Genomic DNA, 24,099 nt, shown 5'->3' on the forward strand with positions numbered 1-24,099 from the left:
TACCGCCCTGGGTTAAGTTCTAGGCCCCCCGGGGGCCCGGGCCCCCCCCCCGGGGGGCGGGCCCCCCCCCCCCCCCCCCCCGGGGCCCGCGGCCCCCCCCCCCGCGCCCCCGCTGCGTTGTCGGTGGCACCCGATAGCCTGCACAAACAGACTTGCGACCGGGCGACGACAGGCCGGTCGACGACAGGGAGGGGCGGCGTGCGCGTACTGGGGGTGGACCCGGGACTCACCCGGTGCGGTGTCGGCGTCGTCGAGGGCGTCGCCGGACGACCGCTCACCATGCTCGGCGTCGGAGTGGTCCGCACCCCCGCCGACGCCGACATCGGCCCCCGGCTCGTCGGCATCGAGCGCGGCATCGAGGAGTGGATCGACCGCTTCCAGCCCGAACTCGTCGCGGTGGAGCGGGTGTTCAGCCAGCACAACGTGCGCACCGTGATGGGCACCGCCCAGGCCAGCGCCGTCGCCATGCTCTGCGCCTCCCGGCGCGGCATCCCCGTCGCCCTGCACACCCCCAGTGAGGTCAAGGCCGCCGTCACCGGCTCCGGCCGCGCTGACAAGGCCCAGGTCGCCGCCATGGTCACCCGGCTGCTCCGGCTCGCCGCCCCGCCCAAGCCGGCCGACGCCGCCGACGCCCTCGCCCTCGCCATCTGCCACATCTGGCGCGCCCCCGCCCAGAACCGCCTCCAGCAGGCCGTCGCCCTGCACGCCTCGAAAGGCCGCACGTCATGATCGCCTTCGTCAGCGGCCCGGTGGCCGCCCTCGCCCCCACCACCGCCGTCGTCGAGGTCGGCGGCGTCGGCATGGCCGTCCAGTGCACCCCGAACACCCTCGCCACCCTCCGCGTCGGCGAGCAGGCCAGGCTCGCCACCTCCCTCGTCGTCCGCGAGGACTCGCTCACGCTGTACGGCTTCGCCGACGACGACGAGCGCCAGGTTTTCGAGCTGCTCCAGACCGCCAGCGGCGTCGGACCCCGCCTCGCCCAGGCCATGCTCGGCGTGCACAGCCCCGACGCGCTCCGCCTCGCCGTCTCCACCGGCGACGAGAAGGCGCTCACCGCCGTCCCCGGCATCGGCAAGAAGGGCGCCCAGAAGCTCCTCCTGGAGCTGAAGGACAAGCTCGGCCAGCCCCTCGGCAGCAGCGGACTCGTCGGTCAGCAGCGCGCCGTCGCCGCCGGCCCCGCCCCCTGGACCGAGCAGCTGGCAGCCGCCCTCGTCGGCCTCGGCTACGCGAGCCGCGAGGCCGAGGAGGCCGTCGCCGCCGTCACCCCGCAGGCCGAGGCGGCACTCGCCGAGACCGGCTCCGCGCCCGTGCCCCAGCTGCTGCGCGCCGCCCTGCAGACGCTCAACCGCGCCCGCTGACCGCCCGCAGACCCTCCCGTACGAAGGAAGACACCACCGTGAACTGGGACGACGAGACGGCATCCGCCCCCGAGGAGCGGATCGTCGGCGCCGCCGCCGAAGGCGACGACCAGGCCGTCGAGGCCGCCCTGCGCCCCAAGGACCTCGGCGAGTTCATCGGCCAGGAGAAGGTCCGCCAGCAGCTCGACCTCGTCCTCAAAGCCGCTCGCCAGCGCGGCGCCACCGCCGACCACGTGCTGCTCTCCGGCGCCCCCGGCCTCGGCAAGACCACCCTGTCGATGATCATCGCCGCGGAGATGAACGCGCCGATCAGGATCACCTCCGGCCCCGCCATCCAGCACGCCGGCGACCTCGCCGCGATCCTCTCCTCCCTCCAGGAGGGCGAGATCCTCTTCCTCGACGAGATCCACCGCATGTCCCGGCCCGCCGAGGAGATGCTCTACATGGCGATGGAGGACTTCCGCGTCGACGTCATCGTCGGCAAGGGCCCCGGCGCCACCGCCATCCCGCTCGACCTCCCGCCCTTCACCCTGGTCGGCGCCACCACCCGGGCCGGACTGCTGCCGCCCCCGCTCCGCGACCGCTTCGGCTTCACCGCCCACATGGAGTTCTACGAGCCGCACGAGCTGGAGCGGGTCGTGACCCGCTCCGCCGGACTCCTCGACGTGACGATCGACCCCGCGGGCGCGGCCGAGATCGCCGGCCGCTCGCGCGGCACCCCCCGGATCGCCAACCGGCTGCTGCGCCGGGTCCGCGACTACGCCCAGGTGAGGGCCGACGGAGTGATCACCCGCGAGATCGCCGGCGCCGCCCTCGGCGTGTACGAGGTGGACAGCCGCGGCCTCGACCGCCTCGACCGGGCCGTTCTGGAGGCCCTGCTCAAGCTCTTCGGCGGCGGCCCCGTCGGCCTCTCGACCCTCGCCGTAGCCGTGGGGGAGGAGCGCGAGACCGTCGAGGAGGTCGCCGAGCCCTTCCTCGTACGGGAGGGACTCCTGGCCCGCACTCCCCGTGGCCGCGTCGCCACGCCCGCCGCGTGGAACCACCTCGGACTGGTCCCGCCGCAGGCGACGGGGGCGGCCGGGGCCGGAAACGGAGGCGGACCGGGACAACAGGGGCTGTTCGGCACCTGAGGCCGCTGTGACGGGTGGGTGACGGCGCGGAGTCTCGCGCGAGCAGGAACCACGGTGCCATGCTGGGCGTTGTTCCATCGATGCGGACTCGCCTAGACTCCGCCGATGCCGCCCTTTCTGGTCGGCGTACCCACCCCCGAAGATCAGGCCGCGGGTTCTCCGTGACCGTGCGAAGGATTTCCGTCCCGTGAATAACATCGGCATGCTCCTCCCGTTCATCGTGCTCATCGGGGCGATGTTCCTGATGACCCGTTCCGCCAAGAAGAAGCAGCAGCAGGCGGCGGAGATGCGCAACCAGATGCAGCCCGGCACCGGCGTACGCACGATCGGGGGAATGTACGCCACCGTCAAGGAGATCCAGGACGAGACCGTCCTGCTGGAGGTCGCGCCCGGCGTCCACGCCGTGTTCGCGAAGAACTCGATCGGTGCCGTCCTCGACGACGCCGAGTACAACCGGATCGTCCACGGCGACACCGAGGAGGACGCCCCGGCCGACTCCGACGCCGTCGTCCCGGACGACGCCTCCTCCCTGACCGACGCGGCCGACCAGGCCGACGAGGCCCCCAAGGCCGATCTGACGAAGAAGTCGGACACGGCCGAGGCCGGCGTCGAGAAGGACGGCAAGGCCGACGGCGACACCGGCGCGAAGTAAGTCGCACCCGGCACCGCGGCCCTCGCGAACCGGCGGGGTCGCGGCCGGGAACGGTTCGTCGTCTGCGGGGGAAGGTCCCCACACACACTTCGTGGCCTCCGTGCGCCCACCCGGCGCCCGGACGGTTTGGACAGGGAGAAACGACAGGTGGCAGCACCGAAGAAGGGCCGAGGGCCGGCGGGGGGACAGAGCCGGCCTGGGCGCGCCCTGGCATTCATTCTGATCGCCATGGTCGCGCTCACCGGCGGCATGTTCTGGTCGGGACACACCACCCCGCGCCTGGGCATCGACCTCGCCGGCGGCACGTCGATCACGCTCAAGGCCAAGGCGGAGCCCGGCCAGGAGTCCGCGGTCAACGAGACCAACATGAACACGGCGGTCGGCATCATCGAGCGCCGTGTCAACGGTCTCGGCGTCTCCGAGGCCGAGGTCCAGACGCAGGGCCGCGAGAACATCATCGTGAACATCCCCAAGGGGACGAACGAGAAGCAGGCCCGTGAGCAGGTCGGCACCACCGCCCAGCTCTACTTCCGGCCCGTGATCACCGTCGCGCCCGCCGCACCCGAGGCCGCGCCCTCCGCGAACCCCTCGGGCACGGCCACGCCGAAGCCCTCCGCGTCCTCCTCCGTCGGCGAGAAGAAGTCGGCCACGCCGACCGCCTCCGCCTCGACGCAGGGCCGCGCGCTCTCCGAGGCCCTCAAGGCCCCCAACGCCACCGGGACGCCCACCCCGACCGGCAGCGCCTCCGAAACGCCGAAGGCCACCGGCACCCCGAAGCCGACGCCGACGCCCTCCGCCGACGCCGCCACCGCCGCGCTCCAGCAGAAGTTCACCACCCTGAACTGCCTGGACCCGAAGCAGCGCACCGCCGCCGCCGCGGGCACCAAGCCCGGCGACACCATCGTCGCCTGCGGGAAGAACGCGATCGGCCAGTGGGAGAAGTACCTCCTCGGCCCCGCCGAGGTCGAGGGCCGTGACGTCGACGACGCCAAGGCCGCCATCGACCAGCAGTCCGGCCAGTGGATCGTCGACATGGCGTTCACCGACGCCGGCTCCAAGAAGTTCCAGTCGATCACCAGCAAGCTCTCGCAGCAGACCGAGCCGCAGAACCAGTTCGCGATCGTCCTCGACGGCGAGGTCGTCTCGGCGCCCCGCGTCCAGACCACGCTGAGCGCCAACGCGCAGATCTCCGGCAGCTTCAACCAGCAGTCCGCCCAGGACCTCGGCAACATCCTCGCCTACGGTGCCCTGCCGCTCTCCTTCGACACCCAGAGCGTCGACACCGTCACCGCCGCCCTCGGCGGCGAGCAGCTGGAGGCCGGCCTCATCGCCGGCGCCATCGGCCTCGCGCTGGTCATCCTCTACCTGGTGATCTACTACCGCGGCCTGTCGTTCATCGCGATCCTCAGCCTCGGCGTCTCCGCCCTGCTCACCTACGTGATCATGGCCCTGCTCGGCCCGGCCATCGGCTTCGCGCTGAACCTGCCGGCCGTCTGCGGCGCCATCGTCGCCATCGGCATCACCGCCGACTCCTTCATCGTCTACTTCGAGCGCATCCGGGACGAGCTCCGCGAGGGCCGCACCCTCCGCCCGGCCGTCGAGCGCGCCTGGCCGCGCGCCCGCCGCACCATCATGGTCTCCGACTTCGTGTCGTTCCTGGCCGCGGCCGTGCTCTTCATCGTCACCGTCGGCAAGGTCCAGGGCTTCGCGTTCACGCTCGGCCTGACCACCCTGCTCGACATCGTCGTGGTGTTCCTCTTCACCAAGCCGCTGATGACGCTGCTCGCCCGCACCAAGTTCTTCGGCGACGGCCACCCGCTCTCCGGCCTGGACCCGAAGCGCCTGGGCGCCAAGCCGCCGCTGCGCAGCGCCCGCCGTACCGCCACCGCTCCCGGCTCCGCCGGCACCGTCGAACCGAAGGAGGCGTGAGATGTCGAAGCTCGGCGATCTCGGCGCCCGGCTCCACCGCGGTGAGGTCGGCTACGACTTCATCAAGAACCGCAAGATCTGGTACGGCCTCTCCGTCCTGATCACCATCACCGCCATCGTCGCCCTGGCCGTCCGCGGCCTCAACATGGGCATCGAGTTCCAGGGCGGCGCGGTCTTCACCACCCCGAAGACGGACGTCACCGTCAGCCAGGCGCAGGAGTACGCCGAGGAGGCCTCCGGCCACGACGCGATCGTCCAGCAGCTGGGCAACGGCTCCCTGCGCATCCAGGTCGGCGGTCTCGACACCGAGCAGTCCGACCAGGTCCGCACCGAGCTGGCCAAGGACCTGAACGTCGCCGAGGACAAGATCGCCGCCGAGCTGGTCGGCCCCAGCTGGGGCGAGCAGATCGCCACCAAGGCGTGGACCGGTCTCGGCGTCTTCATGATCCTCGTGGTGATCTATCTGGCGATCGCCTTCGAGTGGAGAATGGCCGTCGCGGCGCTGATCGCGCTGATCCACGACCTCACGATCACCGTGGGCATCTACTCGCTCGTCGGCTTCGAGGTCACGGTCGGCACGGTGATCGGTCTGCTGACCATTCTCGGATATTCGTTGTACGACACAGTCGTCGTCTTCGACTCCCTCAAGGAGCAGACGAAGGACATCACGAAGCAGACCCGCTTCACCTACAGCGAGATGGCCAACCGCTCGATCAACGGCACCCTGGTCCGCTCCATCAACACCACGGTCGTGGCGCTGCTGCCCGTCGCGGGCCTGCTCTTCATCGGCGGCGGCGTCCTCGGCGCCGGCATGCTCAACGACATCTCGCTGTCGCTCTTCGTGGGTCTGGCCGCCGGTGCCTACTCCTCGATCTTCATCGCCACCCCGCTCGTCGCCGACCTCAAGGAGCGCGAGCCGGCCATCAAGGCGCTGAAGAAGCGGGTCCTGGCCAAGCGCGCCTCCGCCGCCGCCCGCGGCGAGGACGGCCCGGACGACGACGGCACGGAGGCCGGCGAGGCCGCGGTCGTCGGCCCGCGCGCCGCGGCCCGCCGGGGCCGCGCCCAGGAGCGCCGCGGATGACCGCCGAGGCCCGGGGCGTGACCGACCTGCTGCTCAGCCGGATCCGTGACGTCCCCGACTACCCGAAGCCGGGCGTGCTGTTCAAGGACATCACCCCGCTGCTCGCGGACCCGGAGGCGTTCACGGCCCTCACCGACGAGCTCGCCGCCCTCTGCTCCGCGCAGGGCGCGACGAAGATCGTCGGCCTGGAGGCCCGGGGCTTCATCCTCGCGGCGCCGGTCGCCGTCCGCGCGGGCCTCGGCTTCGTCCCGGTCCGCAAGGCCGGCAAGCTGCCCGGGGCCACGCTCCGGCAGGCGTACGAGCTGGAGTACGGCACCGCAGAGATCGAGGTGCACGCCGAGGACCTCGCCGCGGGCGACCGCGTCATGGTCATCGACGACGTCCTCGCCACCGGCGGCACCGCCGAGGCCTCGCTGGAGCTGATCCGCCGCGCGGGCGCCGAGGTCGCGGGCGTCGCGGTCCTCATGGAGCTCGGCTTCCTCCCGGGCCGCGCCCGGCTGGAGCCCGCCCTCGGCGGCGCTCCGCTCACCGCGCTGATCACCGTCTGAGGCGGTCCGGAAGGAATCCATCGGATTCCAGTCAGGGGCGCCCCGGGAATTCCCGGGGCGCCCCTGGCGTTTGCCCCGGTACGTCCCCACCGGGGACACGTTGCCCCCACCGACGGCGGCCCCTCCGCCCCCGTCCGTCCCCCGGGCGCGTGAGCACGGGGCGTCATGGCTCGATACGATGGCCTTTCCGGGCCTGACCGGGGGACCCGGACCTCCCCCAGACTCCGTCCGGGGGGACCCCAGAGGAGCGCTCTTTGCCAGACGAGGCCCAGTCACTCTCCGCCGCGCAGCCCGACCCCAAGGCCGACAAGGCCGCGCAGGGGACCGGCGCGCCCCAGAACAAGCCCGCGGAGAACAGGCCGAAGCCTGCTGCGCCCGCTCCCGCACCGGCCCCCGCGCCCTCCCGTTCCGGAGGCTCCTCCAACCGGGTGCGCGCCCGCCTGGCCCGGCTCGGTGTGCAGCGCTCGTCGCCGTACAACCCGGTCCTCGAACCCCTGCTCCGGATCGTCCGCTCCAACGACCCCAAGATCGAAACGGCCACTTTGCGCCAGATCGAGCGGGCCTACCAGGTCGCGGAGCGCTGGCACCGCGGCCAGAAGCGCAAGAGCGGCGACCCGTACATCACCCACCCGCTCGCCGTCACCACCATCCTCGCCGAGCTGGGCATGGACCCGGCGACCCTGATGGCCGGGCTCCTCCACGACACCGTCGAGGACACCGAGTACGGCCTGGAGGACCTGCGCCGCGACTTCGGCGACCAGGTCACGCTCCTCGTCGACGGCGTCACCAAGCTCGACAAGGTCCGCTTCGGCGAGGCCGCGCAGGCCGAGACCGTCCGCAAGATGGTCGTCGCCATGGCCAAGGACCCCCGGGTCCTTGTCATCAAACTCGCCGACCGCCTGCACAACATGCGCACCATGCGCTACCTCAAGCGGGAGAAGCAGGAGAAGAAGGCCCGCGAGACGCTGGAGATCTACGCCCCGCTGGCGCACCGGCTGGGCATGAACACCATCAAGTGGGAGCTGGAGGACCTCGCCTTCGCGATCCTCTACCCCAAGATGTACGACGAGATCGTCCGGCTCGTCGCCGAGCGCGCCCCCAAGCGGGACGAGTACCTCGCCATAGTGACCGACGAGGTCCAGACCGACCTGCGCGCCGCCCGCATCAAGGCGACCGTCACCGGCCGCCCCAAGCACTACTACAGCGTCTACCAGAAGATGATCGTCCGCGGCCGGGACTTCGCGGAGATCTACGACCTGGTCGGCATCCGCGTCCTCGTGGACACCGTCCGCGACTGCTACGCGGCCCTCGGCACCGTCCACGCGCGATGGAACCCGGTCCCCGGCCGGTTCAAGGACTACATCGCGATGCCGAAGTTCAACATGTACCAGTCGCTCCACACGACGGTCATCGGCCCCAACGGCAAGCCGGTCGAGCTGCAGATCCGCACCTTCGACATGCACCGCCGCGCCGAGTACGGCATCGCCGCGCACTGGAAGTACAAGCAGGAGGCCGTCGCCGGCGCCTCCAAGGTGCGCACCGACGTGCCCAAGAACACCGGCAAGGACGACCACCTCAACGACATGGCGTGGCTCCGCCAGCTGCTCGACTGGCAGAAGGAGACCGAGGACCCGGGCGAGTTCCTGGACTCCCTCCGCTTCGACCTCTCCCGCAACGAGGTCTTCGTCTTCACGCCCAAGGGCGACGTCATCGCGCTCCCCGCCGGCGCCACCCCGGTCGACTTCTCCTACGCCGTCCACACCGAGGTCGGCCACCGCACCATAGGAGCCAGGGTGAACGGGCGGCTCGTGCCGCTCGAATCCACCCTCGACAACGGCGACCTGGTGGAGGTCTTCACCTCCAAGGCGGCCGGCGCCGGACCCTCCCGCGACTGGCTGGGCTTCGTCAAGTCCCCGCGCGCCCGCAACAAGATCCGCGCCTGGTTCTCCAAGGAGCGCCGCGACGAGGCCATCGAGCAGGGCAAGGACGCCATCGCGCGGGCCATGCGCAAGCAGAACCTGCCGATCCAGCGGATCCTCACCGGCGACTCCCTCGTCACCCTCGCCCACGAGATGCGGTACAACGACATCTCCTCGCTGTACGCGGCGATCGGCGAGGGCCATGTCACCGCCCAGTCCATCGTGCAGAAGCTGGTGCAGGCGCTCGGCGGCGAGGAGGCGGCCACCGAGGACATCGAGGAGGCGGCCCCGCCGACCCGTGGCCGCTCCAAGCGCCGCTCCAACGCCGACCCCGGTGTCGTCGTCAAGGGCGTCGACGACGTCTGGGTCAAGCTCGCCCGCTGCTGCACCCCGGTCCCCGGCGACCCGATCATCGGCTTCGTCACCCGCGGCAGCGGCGTCTCCGTCCACCGCAGCGACTGCGTCAACGTCGACTCGCTGTCCCGGGAGCCCGAGCGGATCCTGGAGGTCGAGTGGGCCCCCACCCAGTCCTCGGTCTTCCTGGTCGCCATCCAGGTCGAGGCCCTGGACCGCTCCCGGCTCCTCTCGGACGTCACCCGGGTGCTCTCGGACCAGCACGTCAACATCCTCTCGGCGGCCGTCCAGACCTCCCGGGACCGGGTGGCCACCTCCCGCTTCACCTTCGAGATGGGCGACCCCAAGCACCTGGGGCACGTCCTGAAGGCCGTCCGGGGCGTCGAGGGCGTGTACGACGTCTACCGCGTGACCAGCGCGCGCCGGCCGTAGCCGTACGCACGAGGAAGGGCCCCCGGCGCGTGCCGGGGGCCCTTCCTCGTACCGCGGGTTCGGCGGACAGCATCCGCCGAACCCCGCTGTGGCGGGATCAGCCGCCGAACTCCTGGAGACCCTTCAGCGCCTGGTCGAGCAGGGCCTGGCGGCCCTCCAGCTCCCGGGCGAGCTTGTCGGCCTTGGCGTCGTTGCCCGCCGCCCGGGCCGCGTCGATCTGCTTGCGCAGCTTCTCCACGGCGTCCTGGAGCTGACCGGTCAGACCCGCGGCACGCGCGCGTGCCTCCGGGTTGGTCCGGCGCCACTCGGCCTCCTCGGCCTCCTGGATGGCCCGCTCCACCGTCTGCATCCGGCCCTCCACCTTCGGGCGGGCGTCGCGCGGCACGTGGCCGATGGCCTCCCAGCGCTCGTTGAGCGTACGGAAGGCGGCACGGGCGGCCTTCAGGTCCGTCACCGGGAGCAGCTTCTCGGCCTCGCCGGCGAGCTCCTCCTTCAGCTTGAGGTTCTCGGTCTGCTCGGCGTCCCGCTCGGCGAAGACCTCGGAGCGGGCGGCGAAGAAGACGTCCTGAGCGCCGCGGAAGCGGTTCCACAGGTCGTCCTCGTGCTCGCGCTGCGCCCGGCCGGCGGCCTTCCAGTCGGCCATCAGCTCGCGGTAGCGGGCCGCGGTCGCGCCCCAGTCGCTGGAGTTCTGCAGCGCCTCTGCCTCGGCGACCAGACGCTCCTTCGCCTTGCGGGCGTCCTCGCGCTGCGCGTCGAGCTGGGCGAAGTGACCCTTGCGGCGCTTGGAGAAGGCCGAGCGGGCGTGCGAGAAGCGGTGCCACAGCTCGTCGTCGGACTTGCGGTCGAGCCGGGGCAGACCCTTCCAGATGTCCACCAGGGCCCGCAGCCGCTCGCCGGCCGCCCGCCACTGCTCGCTCTGCGCCAGCTCCTCGGCCTCGGTGACCAGCGCCTCCTTGGCGGAACGCGCCTCGTCGGCCTGCTTCGCCTTCTGCGCCTTGCGCTCCTCGCGACGCGACTCCACCGACTCCGCGAGCTTGTCCAGACGGGCCGACAGCGCGGCCAGGTCGCCGACGACGTGGTGCTCGTCGACCTGGTGCCGGATGTGATCGATCGCCGTCTGGGCGTCCTTCGCCGAGAGGTCGGTGGTCTTCACCCGCTTCTCGAGGAGGCCGATCTCGACAACCAGGCCCTCGTACTTGCGCTCGAAGTAGGCCAGCGCCTCCTCGGGAGTGCCCGCCTGCCAGGATCCGACGACCTCCTCACCCTCGGCCGTCCGCACGTACACGGTGCCCGTCTCGTCGACGCGGCCCCACGGGTCGCTGCTCACAGCGCCTCCTCACCATGATGCCCATGTCGGGTGGTGACCCCGGGCATCGTCCACAGTTCCTGGGCGGGCCTCGCCCGCCTTCCGCCGCGCGGCCGACGGATCGGACCGCGCTGCACAACGCCAATCTAGGCGAACGGCGGCCCGGCTGTCCGCACTCAGCGCGACCGAAATTCCACGGTCACGTGCGTGCGGACCTCCGGGCCGCCGTCCCGCGGAGCGCCCCGCCTCACTTCGCGGAGACGGTCGCCTTCTCGATGGTCACCGGCTTCTTGGGGGCGCCGTCGCCCCCGCCGCCCTCGACCCCGGCCGCGCCGACCTTCTGCACCGTCTTGAGACCGGCGGCGTCGATCGTGCCGAAGGGCGTGTACTGCGGCGGCAGCGGCGAGTCCTTGTAGACGAGGAAGAACTGCGAGCCGCCGGTGCTCGGCTGCCCGGTGTTGGCCATGGCGACCGTGCCCGCCTTGTACACGACCTTGCCGTCGGCGCCCGGCTTGCCCAGGGCGTCGAGGTTCTCGTCCGGGATGTTGTAGCCGGGGCCGCCCATGCCGGTGCCCTCGGGGTCGCCGCACTGGAGCACGAAGATCCCGGAGGTGGTGAGCCGGTGGCACTTCGAACCGTCGAAGTACTTCTTGTCGGCGAGGTGCTTGAAGGAGTTCACCGTCCGCGGGGTCTTCGCCGCGTCCATCTCGACGGTGACGTCGCCCTCGTTCGTCTTCAGGGCGAAGGCGTACGTGCCCTTGGCCTCGATGCCCATCTTCGGCTCGCCGGGCAGCGTCTCCGCCTCGGTGTTCTTGGAGTCGTTCCCCAGGAACTGCACCGAGGCGTACACCGCCCCGCCGGCGGCGAGCACCACCGCGAGGGAGGCGGCGATCACGGTGTTGCGGCGCTTGGTCTTGCGCTGCGCCTCCGCCCGTCGCTGCTGCTGGCGCGCGTACTTGTCCCTGGCGAGCTGCCGCCGCCGCTGATCGCTGGTGACCACCGGGTCCGCTCCCTCTCGTTCGTGTGTTCCTGTCCTGGCCGGATGTGCCCGTACCGTATACGGGTTGGCTGTGGAATACGCACCGCCGGTAGGCTCTGATCTGCTGCATTCCGCAAGGCCGCAGCCCACTGCCGGACGACACTGAAGGACGATCGTGCTGATTGCCGGGTTCCCCGCCGGGGCCTGGGGCACCAACTGCTACCTGGTCGCCCCCGCCGCAGGCGAGGAGTGCGTCATCATCGACCCGGGCCACCAGGCCGCCCAGGGAGTCGAGGAGACGCTGAAGAAGCATCGGCTCAAGCCCGTCGCGGTGGTCCTCACCCATGGCCACATCGACCACGTCGCCTCCGTCGTCCCGGTCTGCGGCGCCCACGACGTACCCGCGTGGATCCACCCCGCCGACCGGTACATGATGAGCGACCCGGAGAAGGCCCTCGGCCGCTCCATCGGGATGCCGCTCATGGGCGAGCTGACCGTGGGCGAGCCCGACGACGTGCACGAACTCACCGACGGCGTCGCGCTGAGCCTCGCCGGCATGGAGTTCTCCGTCGCGCACGCGCCCGGGCATACCAAGGGGTCGGTGACCTTCCGGACGCCGGAGACCACGGAGGTCCCCTCCGTGTTCTTCTCCGGCGACCTGCTCTTCGCCGGCTCCATCGGACGCACCGACCTGCCCGGCGGTGACATGGCCGAGATGCTCGACTCGCTGACCCGCGTGGTCCTGCCGCTCGACAACTCGACCGTCGTCCTGTCCGGCCACGGTCCCCAGACGACCATCGGCCAGGAGCGCGCCACCAACCCGTATCTGCGGCAGGTGGCCTCCGGCCTCGGGAGTGACCAGGCTCCCCGACGAGGAATGTGACGAGACTCTCGTGAGCACCTTTCAGGCCCCCAAGGGCACGTACGACCTGATCCCGCCCCGCTCCGCCGTCTTCCTGGCGGTCCGGGACGCCATCTCCACCCAGGCGAGGAACGCCGGCTACGGCTACGTCGAGACCCCCGGCTTCGAGGACGTGAACCTCTTCGCCCGCGGCGTCGGCGAGTCCACCGACATCGTCACCAAGGAGATGTACACCCTCACCACGAAGGGCGGCGACCAGCTCGCCCTCCGCCCCGAGGGCACCGCCTCCGTGCTCCGCGCCGCCCTCCAGGCCAACCTGCACAAGCAGGGCAACCTGCCGGTCAAGCTCTGGTACTCCGGCTCGTACTACCGTTACGAGCGCGCCCAGGCGGGCCGCTACCGCCACTTCTCCCAGGTCGGCGCCGAGGCGATCGGCGCCGAGGACCCGGCGCTCGACGCCGAGCTGATCATCCTGGCCGACCAGGCCTACCGCTCCCTCGGCCTGCGCCAGTACCGCATCCTGCTGAACTCGCTCGGCGACAAGGAGTGCCGCCCCGTCTACCGCGAGGCGCTGCAGTCCTTCCTGCGCGGCCTCGACCTCGACGAGGAGACCCTGCGCCGCGCCGAGATCAACCCGCTGCGGGTCCTCGACGACAAGCGGGCCGACGTGCAGAAGCAGCTCGTCGACGCGCCGCTGCTCCGCGACCACCTGTGCGACGCCTGCAAGGCGTACCACGAGCAGGTCCGCGAGCTGATCACCGCCGCCGGCGTGGTCTTCGAGGACGACCTCAAGCTGGTCCGCGGCCTCGACTACTACACCCGGACCACCTTCGAGTTCGTCCACGACGGCCTCGGCGCCCAGTCCGCGGTGGGCGGCGGCGGCCGCTACGACGGCCTCTCCGAGATGATCGGCGGCCCCGCGCTGCCGTCCGTCGGCTGGGCCCTCGGCGTCGACCGCACCGTCCTGGCCCTGGAGGCCGAGGGCGTGACCCTCGACCTGCCCGCCCCCACCAGCGTCTTCGCCGTGGCCATCGGCGAGGAGGCGCGCCGCCTCCTCTTCGGCAAGGTCACCGAGCTGCGCCGGGCCGGGATCGCCGCCGACTTCTCCTTCGGCGGCAAGGGCCTCAAGGGCTCGATGAAGGACGCCAACCGCTCCGGCGCCCGCCTCGCCCTGGTCGCGGGGGAGCGGGACCTCGCCGAGGGCGTCGTCCAGCTCAAGGACATGCAGTCCGGGGAGCAGCGCTCGGTCGCCCTGGACGGGGTCCTGGACGCCGTCCGCGGTCTGCTCGGCTGACACCCGGCTCCCGAAGGGCCCGGTCCGCACCCGCGGCCGGGCCCTTCCTTATGCTCCGCGAACGGCCGACGGCGTACGCCTTGTTGCAGAATGGCCGGGGCCACCGGGCCACGAGCGAGGGAAGAGGACAGGCAGGCATGACGAACGCCGGTACGCAGACGACGGAGCGGACGGGGACCGTCGGCGCGGGCAGGGGCCTCGCCTGGCTCCTGGTGATCACCGGAGCGGCCGGGCTGCTCGCCGCCTGGGTCATCACCCTCGACAAGTTCAAGCTCCTGGAGGACCCGAACTTCGTCCCCGGGTGCAGCCTCAACCCGATCGTCTCCTGCGGCAACATCATGAAGAGCGAGCAGGCGTCGGTCTTCGGCTTCCCCAACCCCATGCTCGGCCTGGTCACCTACGGCATGGTGATCGCCATCGGCGCCGGCCTCCTCGCCGGCGCCCGCTACCGCCGCTGGTTCTGGCTCGGCCTCAACGCCGGCACGCTCTTCGGCGTCGGCTTCTGCACCTGGCTCATGCAGCAGTCCCTGTACGAGATCAACTCGCTCTGCCTGTGGTGCTGCCTCGCCTGGGCCGCCACCATCGTCATGTTCTGGTACGTGACCTCGCACAACGTCCGCTCCGGAGCGATCCCCGCCCCGGCCGGCCTGCGGACCTTCTTCGCCGAGTTCACCTGGGTCCTGCCCGTCCTGCACCTCGGGATCATCGGCATGCTGATCCTCACCCGGTGGTGGGACTTCTGGACGAGCTGACCGCTCCCGCCCGGCTTGTCGGTGGCGTGACCTAGGCTTCATGGACGTGGAGCCCGACCTTTTCACCGCAGCCGCCGAAGAACGCCAGGAGAAGGACCCGTCCAGCAGCCCGCTGGCGGTCCGGATGCGCCCCCGCACCCTCGACGAGGTGGTGGGCCAGAGCCATCTGCTCAAGCCCGGGTCACCGCTGCGACGGCTCGTCGGCGAGGGGAACGGCCCGGCGGGCGCCTCCTCGGTGATCCTCTGGGGCCCGCCCGGCATCGGCAAGACCACCCTCGCGTACGTGGTCTCCAAGGCCACCGACAAGCGCTTCGTCGAGCTTTCCGCGATCACCGCCGGCGTCAAGGAGGTCCGGGCCGTCATCGAGGGCGCCCGCCGCGCCTCCGGCGGCTACGGCAAGGAGACCGTCCTCTTCCTCGACGAGATCCACCGCTTCTCCAAGGCCCAGCAGGACTCCCTGCTGCCCGCCGTCGAGAACCGCTGGGTCACCCTCATCGCCGCCACCACCGAGAACCCCTACTTCTCGGTGATCTCCCCGCTCCTCTCCCGCTCCCTGCTCCTCACCCTGGAGCCGCTCACCGACGCGGACCTCAGCGGCCTCATGGACCGGGCCGTCACCGAGGAGCGCGGCCTCGGCGGCGCCGTCGAGCTCGGCGACGACGCCCGCGCCCATCTGCTCCGGATCGCCGGCGGCGACGCCCGGCGCGCCCTGACCGCCCTGGAGGCCGCCGCGGGCGGCGCCCTCGCCAAGAGCGAGCGGGAGATCACCCTCCAGACCGTCGAGGAGGCCGTCGACCGGGCGGCCGTGACGTACGACCGGGACGGCGACCAGCACTACGACGTCGCCAGCGCGCTCATCAAGTCCATCCGCGGCTCCGACGTCGACGCGGCCCTGCACTACCTCGCCCGCATGATCGAGGCCGGGGAGGACCCCCGCTTCATCGCCCGCCGGCTGATGATCTCCGCCAGCGAGGACATCGGCCTCGCCGACCCGCAGGCCCTGCCGCTCGCCGTCGCCGCCGCCCAGGCCGTCGCCATGATCGGCTTCCCCGAGGCCGCCCTCACCCTCAGCCACGCCACCATCGCCCTCGCCCTGGCCCCCAAGTCCAACACGGCGACCCTCGCGATCTCCGCCGCCCGCGAGGACGTGCGCAACGGCCTCGCGGGCCCCGTCCCGGCCCACCTCCGCGACGGCCACTACAAGGGCGCCGCCAAGCTGGGCCACGCCCAGGGGTACGTCTACCCGCACGACGTGCCCGGCGGGATCGCCGCCCAGCAGTACGCCCCCGACGCCCTCCACGGCAGGCGCTACTACGAGCCCACCCGCTATGGCGCCGAGGCCCGCTACGCGGACGTGGTCGAGCGGGTCCGCGAGCGGCTGAAGGGCGACGGAGGCTGACGGGCGGAGCGGCCGGCCGCCCCCTACCCTCGGACCATGATCCGGTTCCGTACGGCGGGCCTCCTCGCGCTCGGGACGCTCGCCCTCACCGGCTGCGCCGGCGGCGGGCCCGCGCCGGCCCCGTCCGCCCCGGCGCGCCCGGCCGTCGCACCGCTGCTCTCCGCCGGCTTCCCGCCCGCCGCCGACCGGGCCCGGGCCCAGCTCGCCGGGCTGAAGGTGGCCTGGGGCGAGCACTGGCGGACGTACGACCGGAAGAAGTTCGGCGACGGGTGGTCCGACGCGACCGACGCGCCCGGCGGACGCAACGGCTGCGACACCCGCGACGACGTCCTCCGCCGCGACCTCCGAGAGCTCCGCGTCGGCGACCGCAACCCCTGCGTCGTCCTGTCCGGAGTGCTCCACGACCCGTACACCGGGAAGAGACTGCCCTACAGCTACCGCAAGGCATCCCGGATCCAGACCGACCACGTCGTCGCCCTCGGCGCCGCCTGGCGGGCCGGAGCCTGGGCCTGGACGCCAGGCCGCCGGCTCGCCTACGCCAACGACCTCGACGTGCTGCTCGCCACCGACAAGGACGCCAACTTCGAGAAGAGCAGCAGGACGCCCGACACGTGGCTGCCGCCCCGCGCCGCCTACCGGTGCGAGTACGGCCGCCGCTGGACCGGCATCAAGGCCAAGTACGCCCTCACCGTCTCCCCGCCGGAGAAGAAGGCACTGGAGAAGCTGCTCGCCGGCTGCCGCTGAGCCCGGGCGGCCACCCCGGGCCGCGGCGCTCCGGGGAGCCGGTACACTGGTCGGGATCGCTGCGTCCCGTGTCCGGCCCAGGCCGGCGCCACCAGAGCGGGACAGTCAGCAGGAGACCCGGCCCCCGGGCAGGGTTTCCAGGAGCGTCGCGCACCTCGAAGGTGTCGCGTGCCACCCACCACCCCCCGGGTACCCGGGACCGGCGGTGGGTCGTTCGCGTGCTGCACGTACGTGCCCAGACCGGGAAGCGGCTGCCCGAGGGTCCCTCGCGGACCCGCAGGGTTTTCCCGGCTGCGGATTGCGACCTCCCTAACCACTGGTGAAGCCGTATTCGTTCAGACAGAGAGGTTGGTTCATGCCGAACCAGGCCCGCCCCAAGGTCAAGAAGTCCCGTGCGCTCGGTATCGCGCTGACGCCGAAGGCCGTCAAGTACTTCGAGGCCCGTCCCTACCCGCCGGGCGAGCACGGCCGTGGCCGCAAGCAGAACTCGGACTACAAGGTCCGTCTGCTCGAGAAGCAGCGTCTGCGTGCCCAGTACGACATCAGCGAGCGCCAGATGGCGCGCGCCTACGACCGCGCCAAGAAGGCCGAGGGCAAGACGGGCGAGGCGCTGGTCGTCGAGCTCGAGCGCCGTCTCGACGCCCTGGTCCTGCGTTCGGGCATCGCCCGCACCATCTACCAGGCCCGTCAGATGGTCGTCCACGGCCACATCCAGGTCAACGGTGGCAAGGTCGACAAGCCGTCCTTCCGCGTCCGTCCCGACGACGTCGTGATGGTCCGCGAGAAGTCCCGCGCGAAGACCCTGTTCCAGGTCGCCCGCGAGGGTGGCTTCGCCCCCGACGGCGAGACCCCGCGCTACCTCCAGGTCAACCTGAAGGCCCTGGCCTTCCGCCTGGACCGCGAGCCGAACCGCAAGGAGATCCCGGTCATCTGCGACGAGCAGCTGGTCGTCGAGTACTACGCCCGCTGATCCAGCGGTCGAAGGGGGCACCTCCCGGCGGCAGCGCCGGAGGATCACCCCGCAGTGCTCAGCCCGCCGCTTCCCCACCCTTTCCGGTGGGGGAGCCGGCGGGCTTCCGCGTTCCCGGCACCACCGGCCGGCACGCCGTGCGGAACGGCCTCGGCGCCACCGCGCCCGGCAGCCCGGCCGTGACCACCCCCGACCGGTCGGCCACCGCCCGCTCCACCGCCTCGTCCAGCGACAGCCCGCGCCCGAGCCGGAACAACTCCTCGTACCGCTCGGCGCCCAGCTCCTCCACCGCCCGCCCCGCGCACAGCGCCCGCGGCCCGTCGAACGAGCCCGACCCGAAGAGCCGCACCCCCACCGTGTCCCAGACCGGCAGCGCCGCGCCCTGGAGCACCGCCGCCTCCACCGGGTCGCCCTCGCTCACCGTCACCAGCGCCAGCAGTTCCACGGCCAGCACCACCCCCACCCGGTCACGGAAGAGGTGGTTGATCGTCAGACACTCCACCAGCAGTTCCCGCGCCTCCGGCAGAGCCCCACGCGTCCACGCCGAGAACGCCAGCACGTACAGCGCGTACGCCCGTGACCAGCGCTCCCCGCGCTCCTCGCAGACCTCCCGCACCTCCCGGCAGATCGCCGTCGCACCCTCCAGATCGCCCCGGAAGGCCCGCGCCATCGCCAGCTCCACCCGGCCCATCAGCACATTGCTGTTCAGCTCGCCCAGCTCCGCGTACGCGTCGAGCGCCCGGCCCAGCAGGTCCTCGGCGCGCGGGAAGTCGTCGGAGAGCAGCGCCAGACAGCCCAGCCGGTGCGTCGCGTACGCCACCGCCAGCCGGTTCCGCGACGCCCGCGCCCGCTCCCGGCAGGAGTGCAGCGCGGCGACCGCGGCGGTCGGGTCGCCCTGGAGGACCGCCACGTAACCGAGCACCCACAGCGCCTTCAGCCGGGCCTCCTCGTGCTCCGACTCCAGGGCCAGCGCCCGGTCCAGCCAGTGCCGCCCCTCCGACAGCCGCCCGCACCCCACCCACGCGAACCAGAGCGTGCCCGCCAGGTGCTGGGCGAGGTGGGCGTCCTCCGGCAGCTCCAGGCACACGTCGAGCGCCGCCCGCAGGTTCGGCAGCGCCGCGGCCGTCCGGGCCGCCACCTCCTCCTGCCGGGGGCTGAACCACTCCAGCTCGCACCAGGTCGCCAGGCCCATGTACCAGTCCCGGTGCCGCCGCCGCATCCGCTCGGTGTCGCCCAGCGCCGCCAGCCACTCCGCCCCGTACGCCGCCACCGTGTCCAGCATCCGGTAGCCCGGGCCCGCCGCCGTGTCCTCCCGGGCCACCAGCGACTGGGCGAGCAGACCGCCCAGCACGTCGAGGATCTCCTCCTGCGGCAGGTCCGGGCCCCCGCACACGTACTCCACGGCCTCCAGGTCGAACGGACCGGCGAAGACCGAGAGCCGAGCCCAGAGCAGCCGCTCCTCCGGGGTGCACAGCTCGTGGCTCCAGCCGATCGCGGTGCGCAGGGTCCGGTGGCGGGGGAGGACCCCGCGCCCGCCGTCGCCGAGCAGCCGGAAGCGGTCGTCCAGCCGGACGAGGAGCTGCTCCACGGAGAGCAGCGGCAGCCGGCCCGCCGCCAGTTCGAGGGCGAGCGGGATCCCGTCGAGCCGCCGGCACAGCTCCCGCAGCGCGGCCTCGTCCGTGACGGCGGGCGCGCCGGCCCGGGCCGCCCGCTCGGCGAGGAGCGCCATCGCGTCCGGCTCGTCCATCGGCGCCAGGGTCAGCACCGCCTCGCCCGGCACCCGCAGCGGGCGGCGGCCGGTGGCGAGCACGGTCAACCCGGGTGCCGCCGCGAGCAGGTCGCGGACGAGCGGGGCGCAGAACTCGACCAGGTGCTCGAAGCCGTCCAGGACGAGGAGCAGCCGGCGGTCGGCGAGGTGCTCGACCAGCACCTCGCGCGGTCCGCGGAGGGTGTGGTCGGTCAGGCCGAGCGCCTCCACGAGGGTGTGCTCGACCAGTTCCGGGTCGCGCAGGGGTGCGCACTCCGCGAGCCGCACCTCTTCGCCGTAGCGTTTCTGCACGGCGGCGGCGGCCCGCAGGGCCAGTCGGGTCTTGCCGACCCCGCCCACACCGAGAACCGTGACGAGGCGTGACTCGGACAGGAGCGCGGCCAGGTCGGCCAGCTCGTCGGTCCGTCCGACGAACCGGTTGAGCTCCGCCGGGAGAGTACTGCGTCGCATGGGACACGGAGCGTACTCATCCGCGCGCACTCCGTACAATCCGATCGCGTAACTCCCGTCCCACGGGCGGTAATGCGGTACGGCGTGACAGCCCGGGCGCGATAGGCTCGGGGGACGACTTTTCGCATGACCGAACGACCGATGACGACAGCAGAGAGCGGTGCGCAGTGACCGGTGGAGAGGTTGCCGGGATCCTGGTGGCCGTGTTCTGGGCGATCCTCGTCTCCTTCCTCGCCGTGGTGCTGGCGAGGCTGGCGCAGACGCTCCGGGCGACCACCAGACTCGTGGCGGACGTGACCGAGCAGGCCGTTCCCCTGCTCGCCGACGCGTCGGCGACCGTCCGCTCGGCGCAGAACCAGCTCGACCGGGTCGACGCCATCGCCTCCGACGTCCAGGAGGTCACCGCCAACGCGTCCGCGCTCTCGACCACCGTCGCCTCCACCTTCGGAGGCCCGCTCGTCAAGGTCGCCGCGTTCGGCTACGGGGTCCGCAGGGCGCTCGGCCGGAGCCGGGAGCGCGAGGAGGCGCCGCCCGCCACCGGGCGCCGCACCGTGATCGTCGGCCGCACCGTGCCCCTCGCACGGCGCCGGAAGCAGAAGGGCTGAGTGCCGCGATGTTCCGCCGCACGTTCTGGTTCACGGCCGGCGCAGCCGCCGGCGTCTGGGCCACCACCAAGGTCAACCGCAAGATCCAGCAGCTGACCCCCGAGAGCCTCGCGGCGCAGGCCGCGAACAAGGCGGTCGAGGCGGGGCACCGGCTCAAGGACTTCGCCCTCGACGTGAGGGCGGGCATGGTCCAGCGGGAGGCCGAACTGGGCGAGGTGCTCGGCCTCGACGCACCGCCGCCCGCGGACCCGGAACTCCCGGAGCCCCGCCGCCGTGCCGCGCTCGGCCGGACCCCGCACAAGACCACGACCACGCATTCGTCGCGCACGATCTCGTACAACCGGAATGAGGACCACTGATGGAGTCGGCTGAAATCCGCCGCCGCTGGCTGAGCTTCTTCGAGGAGCGCGGGCACACCGTCGTCCCTTCGGCGTCGCTCATCGCGGACGACCCGACTCTGCTGCTCGTCCCCGCCGGCATGGTGCCCTTCAAGCCCTACTTCCTGGGCGAGGTGAAGCCGCCGTTCACCCGCGCCTCCAGCGTGCAGAAGTGCGTGCGCACGCCGGACATCGAGGAGGTCGGCAAGACCACCCGCCACGGCACGTTCTTCCAGATGTGCGGCAACTTCTCCTTCGGCGACTACTTCAAGGAAGGCGCCATCAAGCTCGCCTGGGAGCTGCTGACCTCCCCGGTGGAGCACGGCGGCTACGGGCTGGAGCCGGAGAAGCTCTGGATCACCGTCTACCTGGAGGACGACGAGGCCGAGCGCATCTGGCGCGACGTCGTCGGCGTCCCCGCCGAGCGGATCCAGCGCCTCGGCAAGAAGGACAACTACTGGTCCATGGGCGTCCCCGGCCCGTGCGGCCCGTGCTCCGAGATCAACTACGACCGCGGCCCCGAGTTCGGCGTCGAGGGCGGCCCGGCCGTCAACGACGAGCGGTACGTGGAGATCTGGAACCTGGTCTTCATGCAGTACGAGCGCGGTGAGGGCTCCGGCAAGGAGGACTTCCCGATCCTCGGCGAGCTGCCGTCGAAGAACATCGACACGGGCCTCGGCCTGGAGCGCCTGGCGATGATCCTCCAGGGCGTCCAGAACATGTACGAGACGGACACCCTCAAGGTCGTCATCGACAAGGCCACCGAGCTCACCGGCGTCGACTACGGCAAGGCCCACGACAGCGACGTCTCGCTGCGCGTGGTCGCCGACCACATGCGCACCTCGGTCATGCTCATCGGTGACGGCGTCACCCCGGGCAACGAGGGCCGCGGCTACGTGCTCCGCCGCATCATGCGCCGCGCCGTCCGCAACATGCGCCTGCTCGGCGCCACCGGCCCGGTCGTCGGCGCCCTCGTCGACACGGTCATCACGACCATGGGCGAGCAGTACCCGGAGCTGGAGACCGACCGCAAGCGGATCGAGACGGTCGCCCTCGCCGAGGAGGCCGCGTTCCTCAAGGCCCTCAAGGGCGGCACCAACATCCTCGACACCGCCGTCACCGAGACCAAGGCCGCCGGCGGCAAGGTCCTCGCCGGCGAGAAGGCCTTCCTGCTCCACGACACCTGGGGCTTCCCGATCGACCTCACCCTGGAGATGGCCGCCGAGCAGGGCCTCTCCGTGGACGAGGACGGCTTCCGCCGCCTGATGAAGGAGCAGCGGGACCGCGCCAAGGCCGACGCCAAGGCCAAGAAGACCGGCCACGCCGACATGAGCGCGTACCGGGAGATCGCCGACGGCAACGGCGCGACCTCGTTCACCGGCTACACCAGCACCGAGGGCGAGACCACGGTCGTCGGCCTCCTCGTCAACGGCGTCTCCTCGCCCGCCGCCTCCGAGGGCGACGAGGTCGAGGTCGTCCTCGACCGGACCCCCTTCTACGCCGAGGGCGGTGGCCAGATCGCCGACCAGGGCCGGATCAAGCTGCACACCGGCGCGGTCATCGACATCCGCGACGTCCAGCAGCCGGTCCCGGGCGTCTCGGTGCACAAGGGTTCCGTGCAGGTCGGCGAGGTGACCGTGGGCGCCACCGCCTACGCCACCATCGACGTGCGCCGCCGCCAGGCCATCGCCCGTGCCCACTCGGCCACCCACCTGACCCACCAGGCGCTGCGCGACGCCCTCGGCCCGACGGCCGCCCAGGCCGGTTCGGAGAACCAGCCCGGCCGCTTCCGCTTCGACTTCGGTTCGCCGAACGCGGTCCCCGGCACGGTCCTCACGGACGTCGAGCAGAAGATCAACGAGGTCCTCTCGCGCGAGCTGGAGGTCCACGCCGAGGTCATGCCGATCGACGAGGCCAAGCGGCAGGGCGCCATCGCCGAGTTCGGCGAGAAGTACGGCGAGCAGGTCCGCGTCGTCACCATCGGCGACTTCTCCAAGGAGCTGTGCGGCGGTACGCACGTCAAGAACACCGCCGCCCTCGGCCTGGTGAAGCTCCTCGGCGAGTCCTCCATCGGCTCCGGCGTGCGCCGCATCGAGGCCCTGGTCGGCGTCGACGCGTACAACTTCCTCGCCAAGGAGCACACGGTCGTCGCCCAGCTCCAGGAGCTGGTCAAGGGTCGCGCGGAGGAGCTGCCGGAGAAGATCTCCGCCATGCTCGGCAAGCTGAAGGACGCCGAGAAGGAGATCGAGAAGTTCCGCGCGGAGAAGGTCCTCCAGGCCGCCGCCGGCCTGGTCGACTCCGCCAAGGACATCCGCGGCCTCGCCCTGGTCACCGGTCAGGTCCCGGACGGCACCGGCGCCGACGACCTGCGCCGGCTCGTCCTCGACGTGCGCGGCCGGATCCCCTCCGACCGTCCGGCCGTCGTGGCCCTGTTCACCACGGCCAACGGCAAGCCGCTGACGGTCATCGCCACCAACGAGGCCGCCCGCGAGCGCGGTCTCAAGGCCGGCGAGCTGGTCCGTACGGCCGCCAAGACCCTCGGCGGCGGTGGCGGCGGCAAGCCGGACGTCGCCCAGGGAGGCGGTCAGAACCCGGAGGCCGTCGGCGAGGCCATCGCCGCCGTCGAGCGACTCGTGGTGGAGACGGCGTGACGATGCGCCGCGGCCGCCGTATCGCGGTCGACGTCGGGGACGCCCGGATCGGGGTCGCCTCGTGCGACCCCGACGGGGTCCTCGCCACGCCGGTGGAGACCGTGCCGGGACGTGACGTCCCGGCCGCCCACCGGCGGCTCCGCCGGATCGTCGAGGAGTACGAGCCGATCGAGGTCGTCGTGGGCCTGCCCCGCTCGCTCAGCGGGCGGGAGGGCCCGGCCGCGACCAAGGTCCGTGCCTTCGCGGGGGAGCTGGCCAAGGGCATCGCCCCGGTGCCGGTCCGCCTGGTCGACGAGCGGATGACGACGGTGACGGCGACCCAGGGCCTGCGGGCCTCCGGGGTGAAGGCCAAGAAGGGCCGCTCGGTCATCGACCAGGCCGCCGCTGTGATCATCCTTCAGAACGCTCTTGAGTCCGAACGGGTATCAGGTAATCCGCCCGGTGAGGGCGTCGAAGTGGTCATCTGATCGCGATACGGTAACGTTCCGCGCGATGCGGCGGTGTTCGAACAGCTGCCGCACTACGTAGAGGCGGATCGT

General features: G+C 71.9%; 21 protein-coding genes. 18 read left to right on the forward strand and 3 right to left on the reverse strand.

Annotation, left to right across the window (positions count from 1 at the left end; genetic code table 11):
* Positions 1-198: 198 nt before the first annotated feature.
* From ruvC to ACFYT9_RS32340, 8 genes are all read left to right on the forward strand, one after another.
* On the forward strand, positions 199-729 hold the full coding sequence (gene ruvC, locus ACFYT9_RS32305) for a crossover junction endodeoxyribonuclease RuvC (RefSeq protein ID WP_376602404.1): 531 nt from the start codon (positions 199-201) through the stop codon (positions 727-729).
* Positions 726-1,358, forward strand: coding sequence for a Holliday junction branch migration protein RuvA (gene ruvA, locus ACFYT9_RS32310; RefSeq protein WP_387277903.1), 633 nt, complete (start codon positions 726-728; stop codon positions 1,356-1,358). Before ruvC ends, ruvA begins: the two co-directional genes overlap by 4 nt.
* A gap of 38 nt (positions 1,359-1,396) precedes the next feature.
* Positions 1,397-2,488: a Holliday junction branch migration DNA helicase RuvB gene (gene ruvB / locus ACFYT9_RS32315; protein WP_376602406.1), complete on the forward strand. Its 1,092-nt coding sequence runs from the start codon at positions 1,397-1,399 to the stop codon at positions 2,486-2,488.
* A 202-nt stretch (positions 2,489-2,690) separates the two neighbouring features.
* Entirely contained in the window at positions 2,691-3,140 is a 450-nt protein-coding gene (yajC, locus tag ACFYT9_RS32320; RefSeq protein ID WP_376602411.1) for a preprotein translocase subunit YajC, read from the forward strand.
* A gap of 147 nt (positions 3,141-3,287) precedes the next feature.
* Positions 3,288-5,069: a protein translocase subunit SecD gene (secD, locus tag ACFYT9_RS32325; RefSeq protein ID WP_389169330.1), complete on the forward strand. Its 1,782-nt coding sequence runs from the start codon at positions 3,288-3,290 to the stop codon at positions 5,067-5,069.
* 1 nt (position 5,070) lies between these two features.
* Positions 5,071-6,150 carry a protein translocase subunit SecF gene (gene secF / locus ACFYT9_RS32330; RefSeq protein WP_376602408.1) on the forward strand — a complete coding sequence of 360 codons (1,080 nt, stop codon included), beginning with the start codon at positions 5,071-5,073 and terminating at the stop codon, positions 6,148-6,150.
* Positions 6,147-6,698, forward strand: coding sequence for an adenine phosphoribosyltransferase (locus ACFYT9_RS32335; RefSeq protein WP_376602409.1), 552 nt, complete (start codon positions 6,147-6,149; stop codon positions 6,696-6,698). Before secF ends, ACFYT9_RS32335 begins: the two co-directional genes overlap by 4 nt.
* Positions 6,699-6,952: 254 nt before the next feature.
* Positions 6,953-9,403, forward strand: a complete 2,451-nt coding sequence (locus ACFYT9_RS32340; RefSeq protein ID WP_389169333.1) for a RelA/SpoT family protein — start codon at positions 6,953-6,955, stop codon at positions 9,401-9,403.
* Positions 9,404-9,500: 97 nt separating this feature from the next.
* On the opposite strand, the gene ACFYT9_RS32345 is transcribed toward ACFYT9_RS32340, so the two are convergent.
* Positions 9,501-10,730, reverse strand: a complete 1,230-nt coding sequence (locus ACFYT9_RS32345; RefSeq protein WP_376606174.1) for a DUF349 domain-containing protein — start codon at positions 10,728-10,730, stop codon at positions 9,501-9,503.
* 226 nt (positions 10,731-10,956) lie between these two features.
* On the reverse strand, positions 10,957-11,709 hold the full coding sequence (locus ACFYT9_RS32350; protein WP_387278524.1) for a peptidylprolyl isomerase: 753 nt from the start codon (positions 11,707-11,709) through the stop codon (positions 10,957-10,959).
* A gap of 154 nt (positions 11,710-11,863) precedes the next feature.
* On the opposite strand from ACFYT9_RS32350, the gene ACFYT9_RS32355 reads away from it, so the two are divergent.
* The 6 genes from ACFYT9_RS32355 to rpsD all read left to right on the forward strand — a co-directional run bounded on the left by ACFYT9_RS32355 (position 11,864) and on the right by rpsD (position 17,709).
* Entirely contained in the window at positions 11,864-12,571 is a 708-nt protein-coding gene (locus ACFYT9_RS32355) for an MBL fold metallo-hydrolase (protein WP_389169335.1), read from the forward strand.
* A 10-nt stretch (positions 12,572-12,581) separates the two neighbouring features.
* Positions 12,582-13,844, forward strand: a complete 1,263-nt coding sequence (hisS, locus tag ACFYT9_RS32360) for a histidine--tRNA ligase (RefSeq protein WP_387278526.1) — start codon at positions 12,582-12,584, stop codon at positions 13,842-13,844.
* Between the two features lie 137 nt (positions 13,845-13,981).
* Positions 13,982-14,596 (forward strand): vitamin K epoxide reductase family protein, encoded by a 615-nt coding sequence (locus tag ACFYT9_RS32365; protein ID WP_389169337.1) that lies wholly within the window; start codon positions 13,982-13,984, stop codon positions 14,594-14,596.
* 46 nt (positions 14,597-14,642) lie between these two features.
* Positions 14,643-15,995: a replication-associated recombination protein A gene (locus ACFYT9_RS32370; RefSeq protein WP_376597572.1), complete on the forward strand. Its 1,353-nt coding sequence runs from the start codon at positions 14,643-14,645 to the stop codon at positions 15,993-15,995.
* A 36-nt stretch (positions 15,996-16,031) separates the two neighbouring features.
* Positions 16,032-16,739, forward strand: a complete 708-nt coding sequence (locus ACFYT9_RS32375) for an HNH endonuclease family protein (RefSeq protein WP_389169339.1) — start codon at positions 16,032-16,034, stop codon at positions 16,737-16,739.
* Between the two features lie 355 nt (positions 16,740-17,094).
* Positions 17,095-17,709 carry a 30S ribosomal protein S4 gene (rpsD, locus tag ACFYT9_RS32380; protein WP_043228069.1) on the forward strand — a complete coding sequence of 205 codons (615 nt, stop codon included), beginning with the start codon at positions 17,095-17,097 and terminating at the stop codon, positions 17,707-17,709.
* 58 nt (positions 17,710-17,767) lie between these two features.
* Here the strand turns inward: rpsD and ACFYT9_RS32385 are convergent, their stop codons facing one another.
* Positions 17,768-19,927, reverse strand: a complete 2,160-nt coding sequence (locus ACFYT9_RS32385) for an ATP-binding protein (protein ID WP_389169341.1) — start codon at positions 19,925-19,927, stop codon at positions 17,768-17,770.
* Positions 19,928-20,094: 167 nt separating this feature from the next.
* Between ACFYT9_RS32385 and ACFYT9_RS32390 the strand changes: the two genes are divergently transcribed.
* From ACFYT9_RS32390 to ruvX, 4 genes are read left to right on the forward strand one after another with little or no spacing between them, the layout of a single operon-like run.
* Positions 20,095-20,532: a DUF948 domain-containing protein gene (locus ACFYT9_RS32390; RefSeq protein WP_387278533.1), complete on the forward strand. Its 438-nt coding sequence runs from the start codon at positions 20,095-20,097 to the stop codon at positions 20,530-20,532.
* An 8-nt stretch (positions 20,533-20,540) separates the two neighbouring features.
* Positions 20,541-20,891 carry a DUF6167 family protein gene (locus tag ACFYT9_RS32395; protein WP_376597548.1) on the forward strand — a complete coding sequence of 117 codons (351 nt, stop codon included), beginning with the start codon at positions 20,541-20,543 and terminating at the stop codon, positions 20,889-20,891.
* Positions 20,891-23,560 carry an alanine--tRNA ligase gene (alaS, locus tag ACFYT9_RS32400; protein WP_389169343.1) on the forward strand — a complete coding sequence of 890 codons (2,670 nt, stop codon included), beginning with the start codon at positions 20,891-20,893 and terminating at the stop codon, positions 23,558-23,560. The genes ACFYT9_RS32395 and alaS overlap by 1 nt, the downstream gene beginning before the upstream one ends.
* Before the next feature lie 2 nt (positions 23,561-23,562).
* Positions 23,563-24,027, forward strand: a complete 465-nt coding sequence (ruvX, locus tag ACFYT9_RS32405; protein WP_389169495.1) for a Holliday junction resolvase RuvX — start codon at positions 23,563-23,565, stop codon at positions 24,025-24,027.
* Positions 24,028-24,099: the final 72 nt, after the last annotated feature.

The sequence above is a fragment of the Streptomyces sp. NPDC004435 genome, assembly GCF_042873895.1.
Lineage (GTDB): Bacteria > Actinomycetota > Actinomycetes > Streptomycetales > Streptomycetaceae > Streptomyces.

Excerpts from the sequence above, each read along its gene's own strand:
- ACFYT9_RS32385 (WP_389169341.1), bottom strand. The coding sequence starts at position 19,927 with ATGCGACGCAGTACTCTCCCGGCGGAGCTCAACCGGTTCGTCGGACGG.
- ACFYT9_RS32365 (WP_389169337.1), top strand. The coding sequence starts at position 13,982 with ATGACGAACGCCGGTACGCAGACGACGGAGCGGACGGGGACCGTCGGC.
- rpsD (WP_043228069.1), top strand. The coding sequence starts at position 17,095 with ATGCCGAACCAGGCCCGCCCCAAGGTCAAGAAGTCCCGTGCGCTCGGT.
- ACFYT9_RS32375 (WP_389169339.1), top strand. The coding sequence starts at position 16,032 with ATGATCCGGTTCCGTACGGCGGGCCTCCTCGCGCTCGGGACGCTCGCC.
- ACFYT9_RS32335 (WP_376602409.1), top strand. The coding sequence starts at position 6,147 with ATGACCGCCGAGGCCCGGGGCGTGACCGACCTGCTGCTCAGCCGGATC.
- alaS (WP_389169343.1), top strand. The coding sequence starts at position 20,891 with ATGGAGTCGGCTGAAATCCGCCGCCGCTGGCTGAGCTTCTTCGAGGAG.
- secF (WP_376602408.1), top strand. The coding sequence starts at position 5,071 with ATGTCGAAGCTCGGCGATCTCGGCGCCCGGCTCCACCGCGGTGAGGTC.
- ruvA (WP_387277903.1), top strand. The coding sequence starts at position 726 with ATGATCGCCTTCGTCAGCGGCCCGGTGGCCGCCCTCGCCCCCACCACC.
- yajC (WP_376602411.1), top strand. The coding sequence starts at position 2,691 with ATGCTCCTCCCGTTCATCGTGCTCATCGGGGCGATGTTCCTGATGACC.
- ACFYT9_RS32395 (WP_376597548.1), top strand. The coding sequence starts at position 20,541 with ATGTTCCGCCGCACGTTCTGGTTCACGGCCGGCGCAGCCGCCGGCGTC.
- ruvX (WP_389169495.1), top strand. The coding sequence starts at position 23,563 with ATGCGCCGCGGCCGCCGTATCGCGGTCGACGTCGGGGACGCCCGGATC.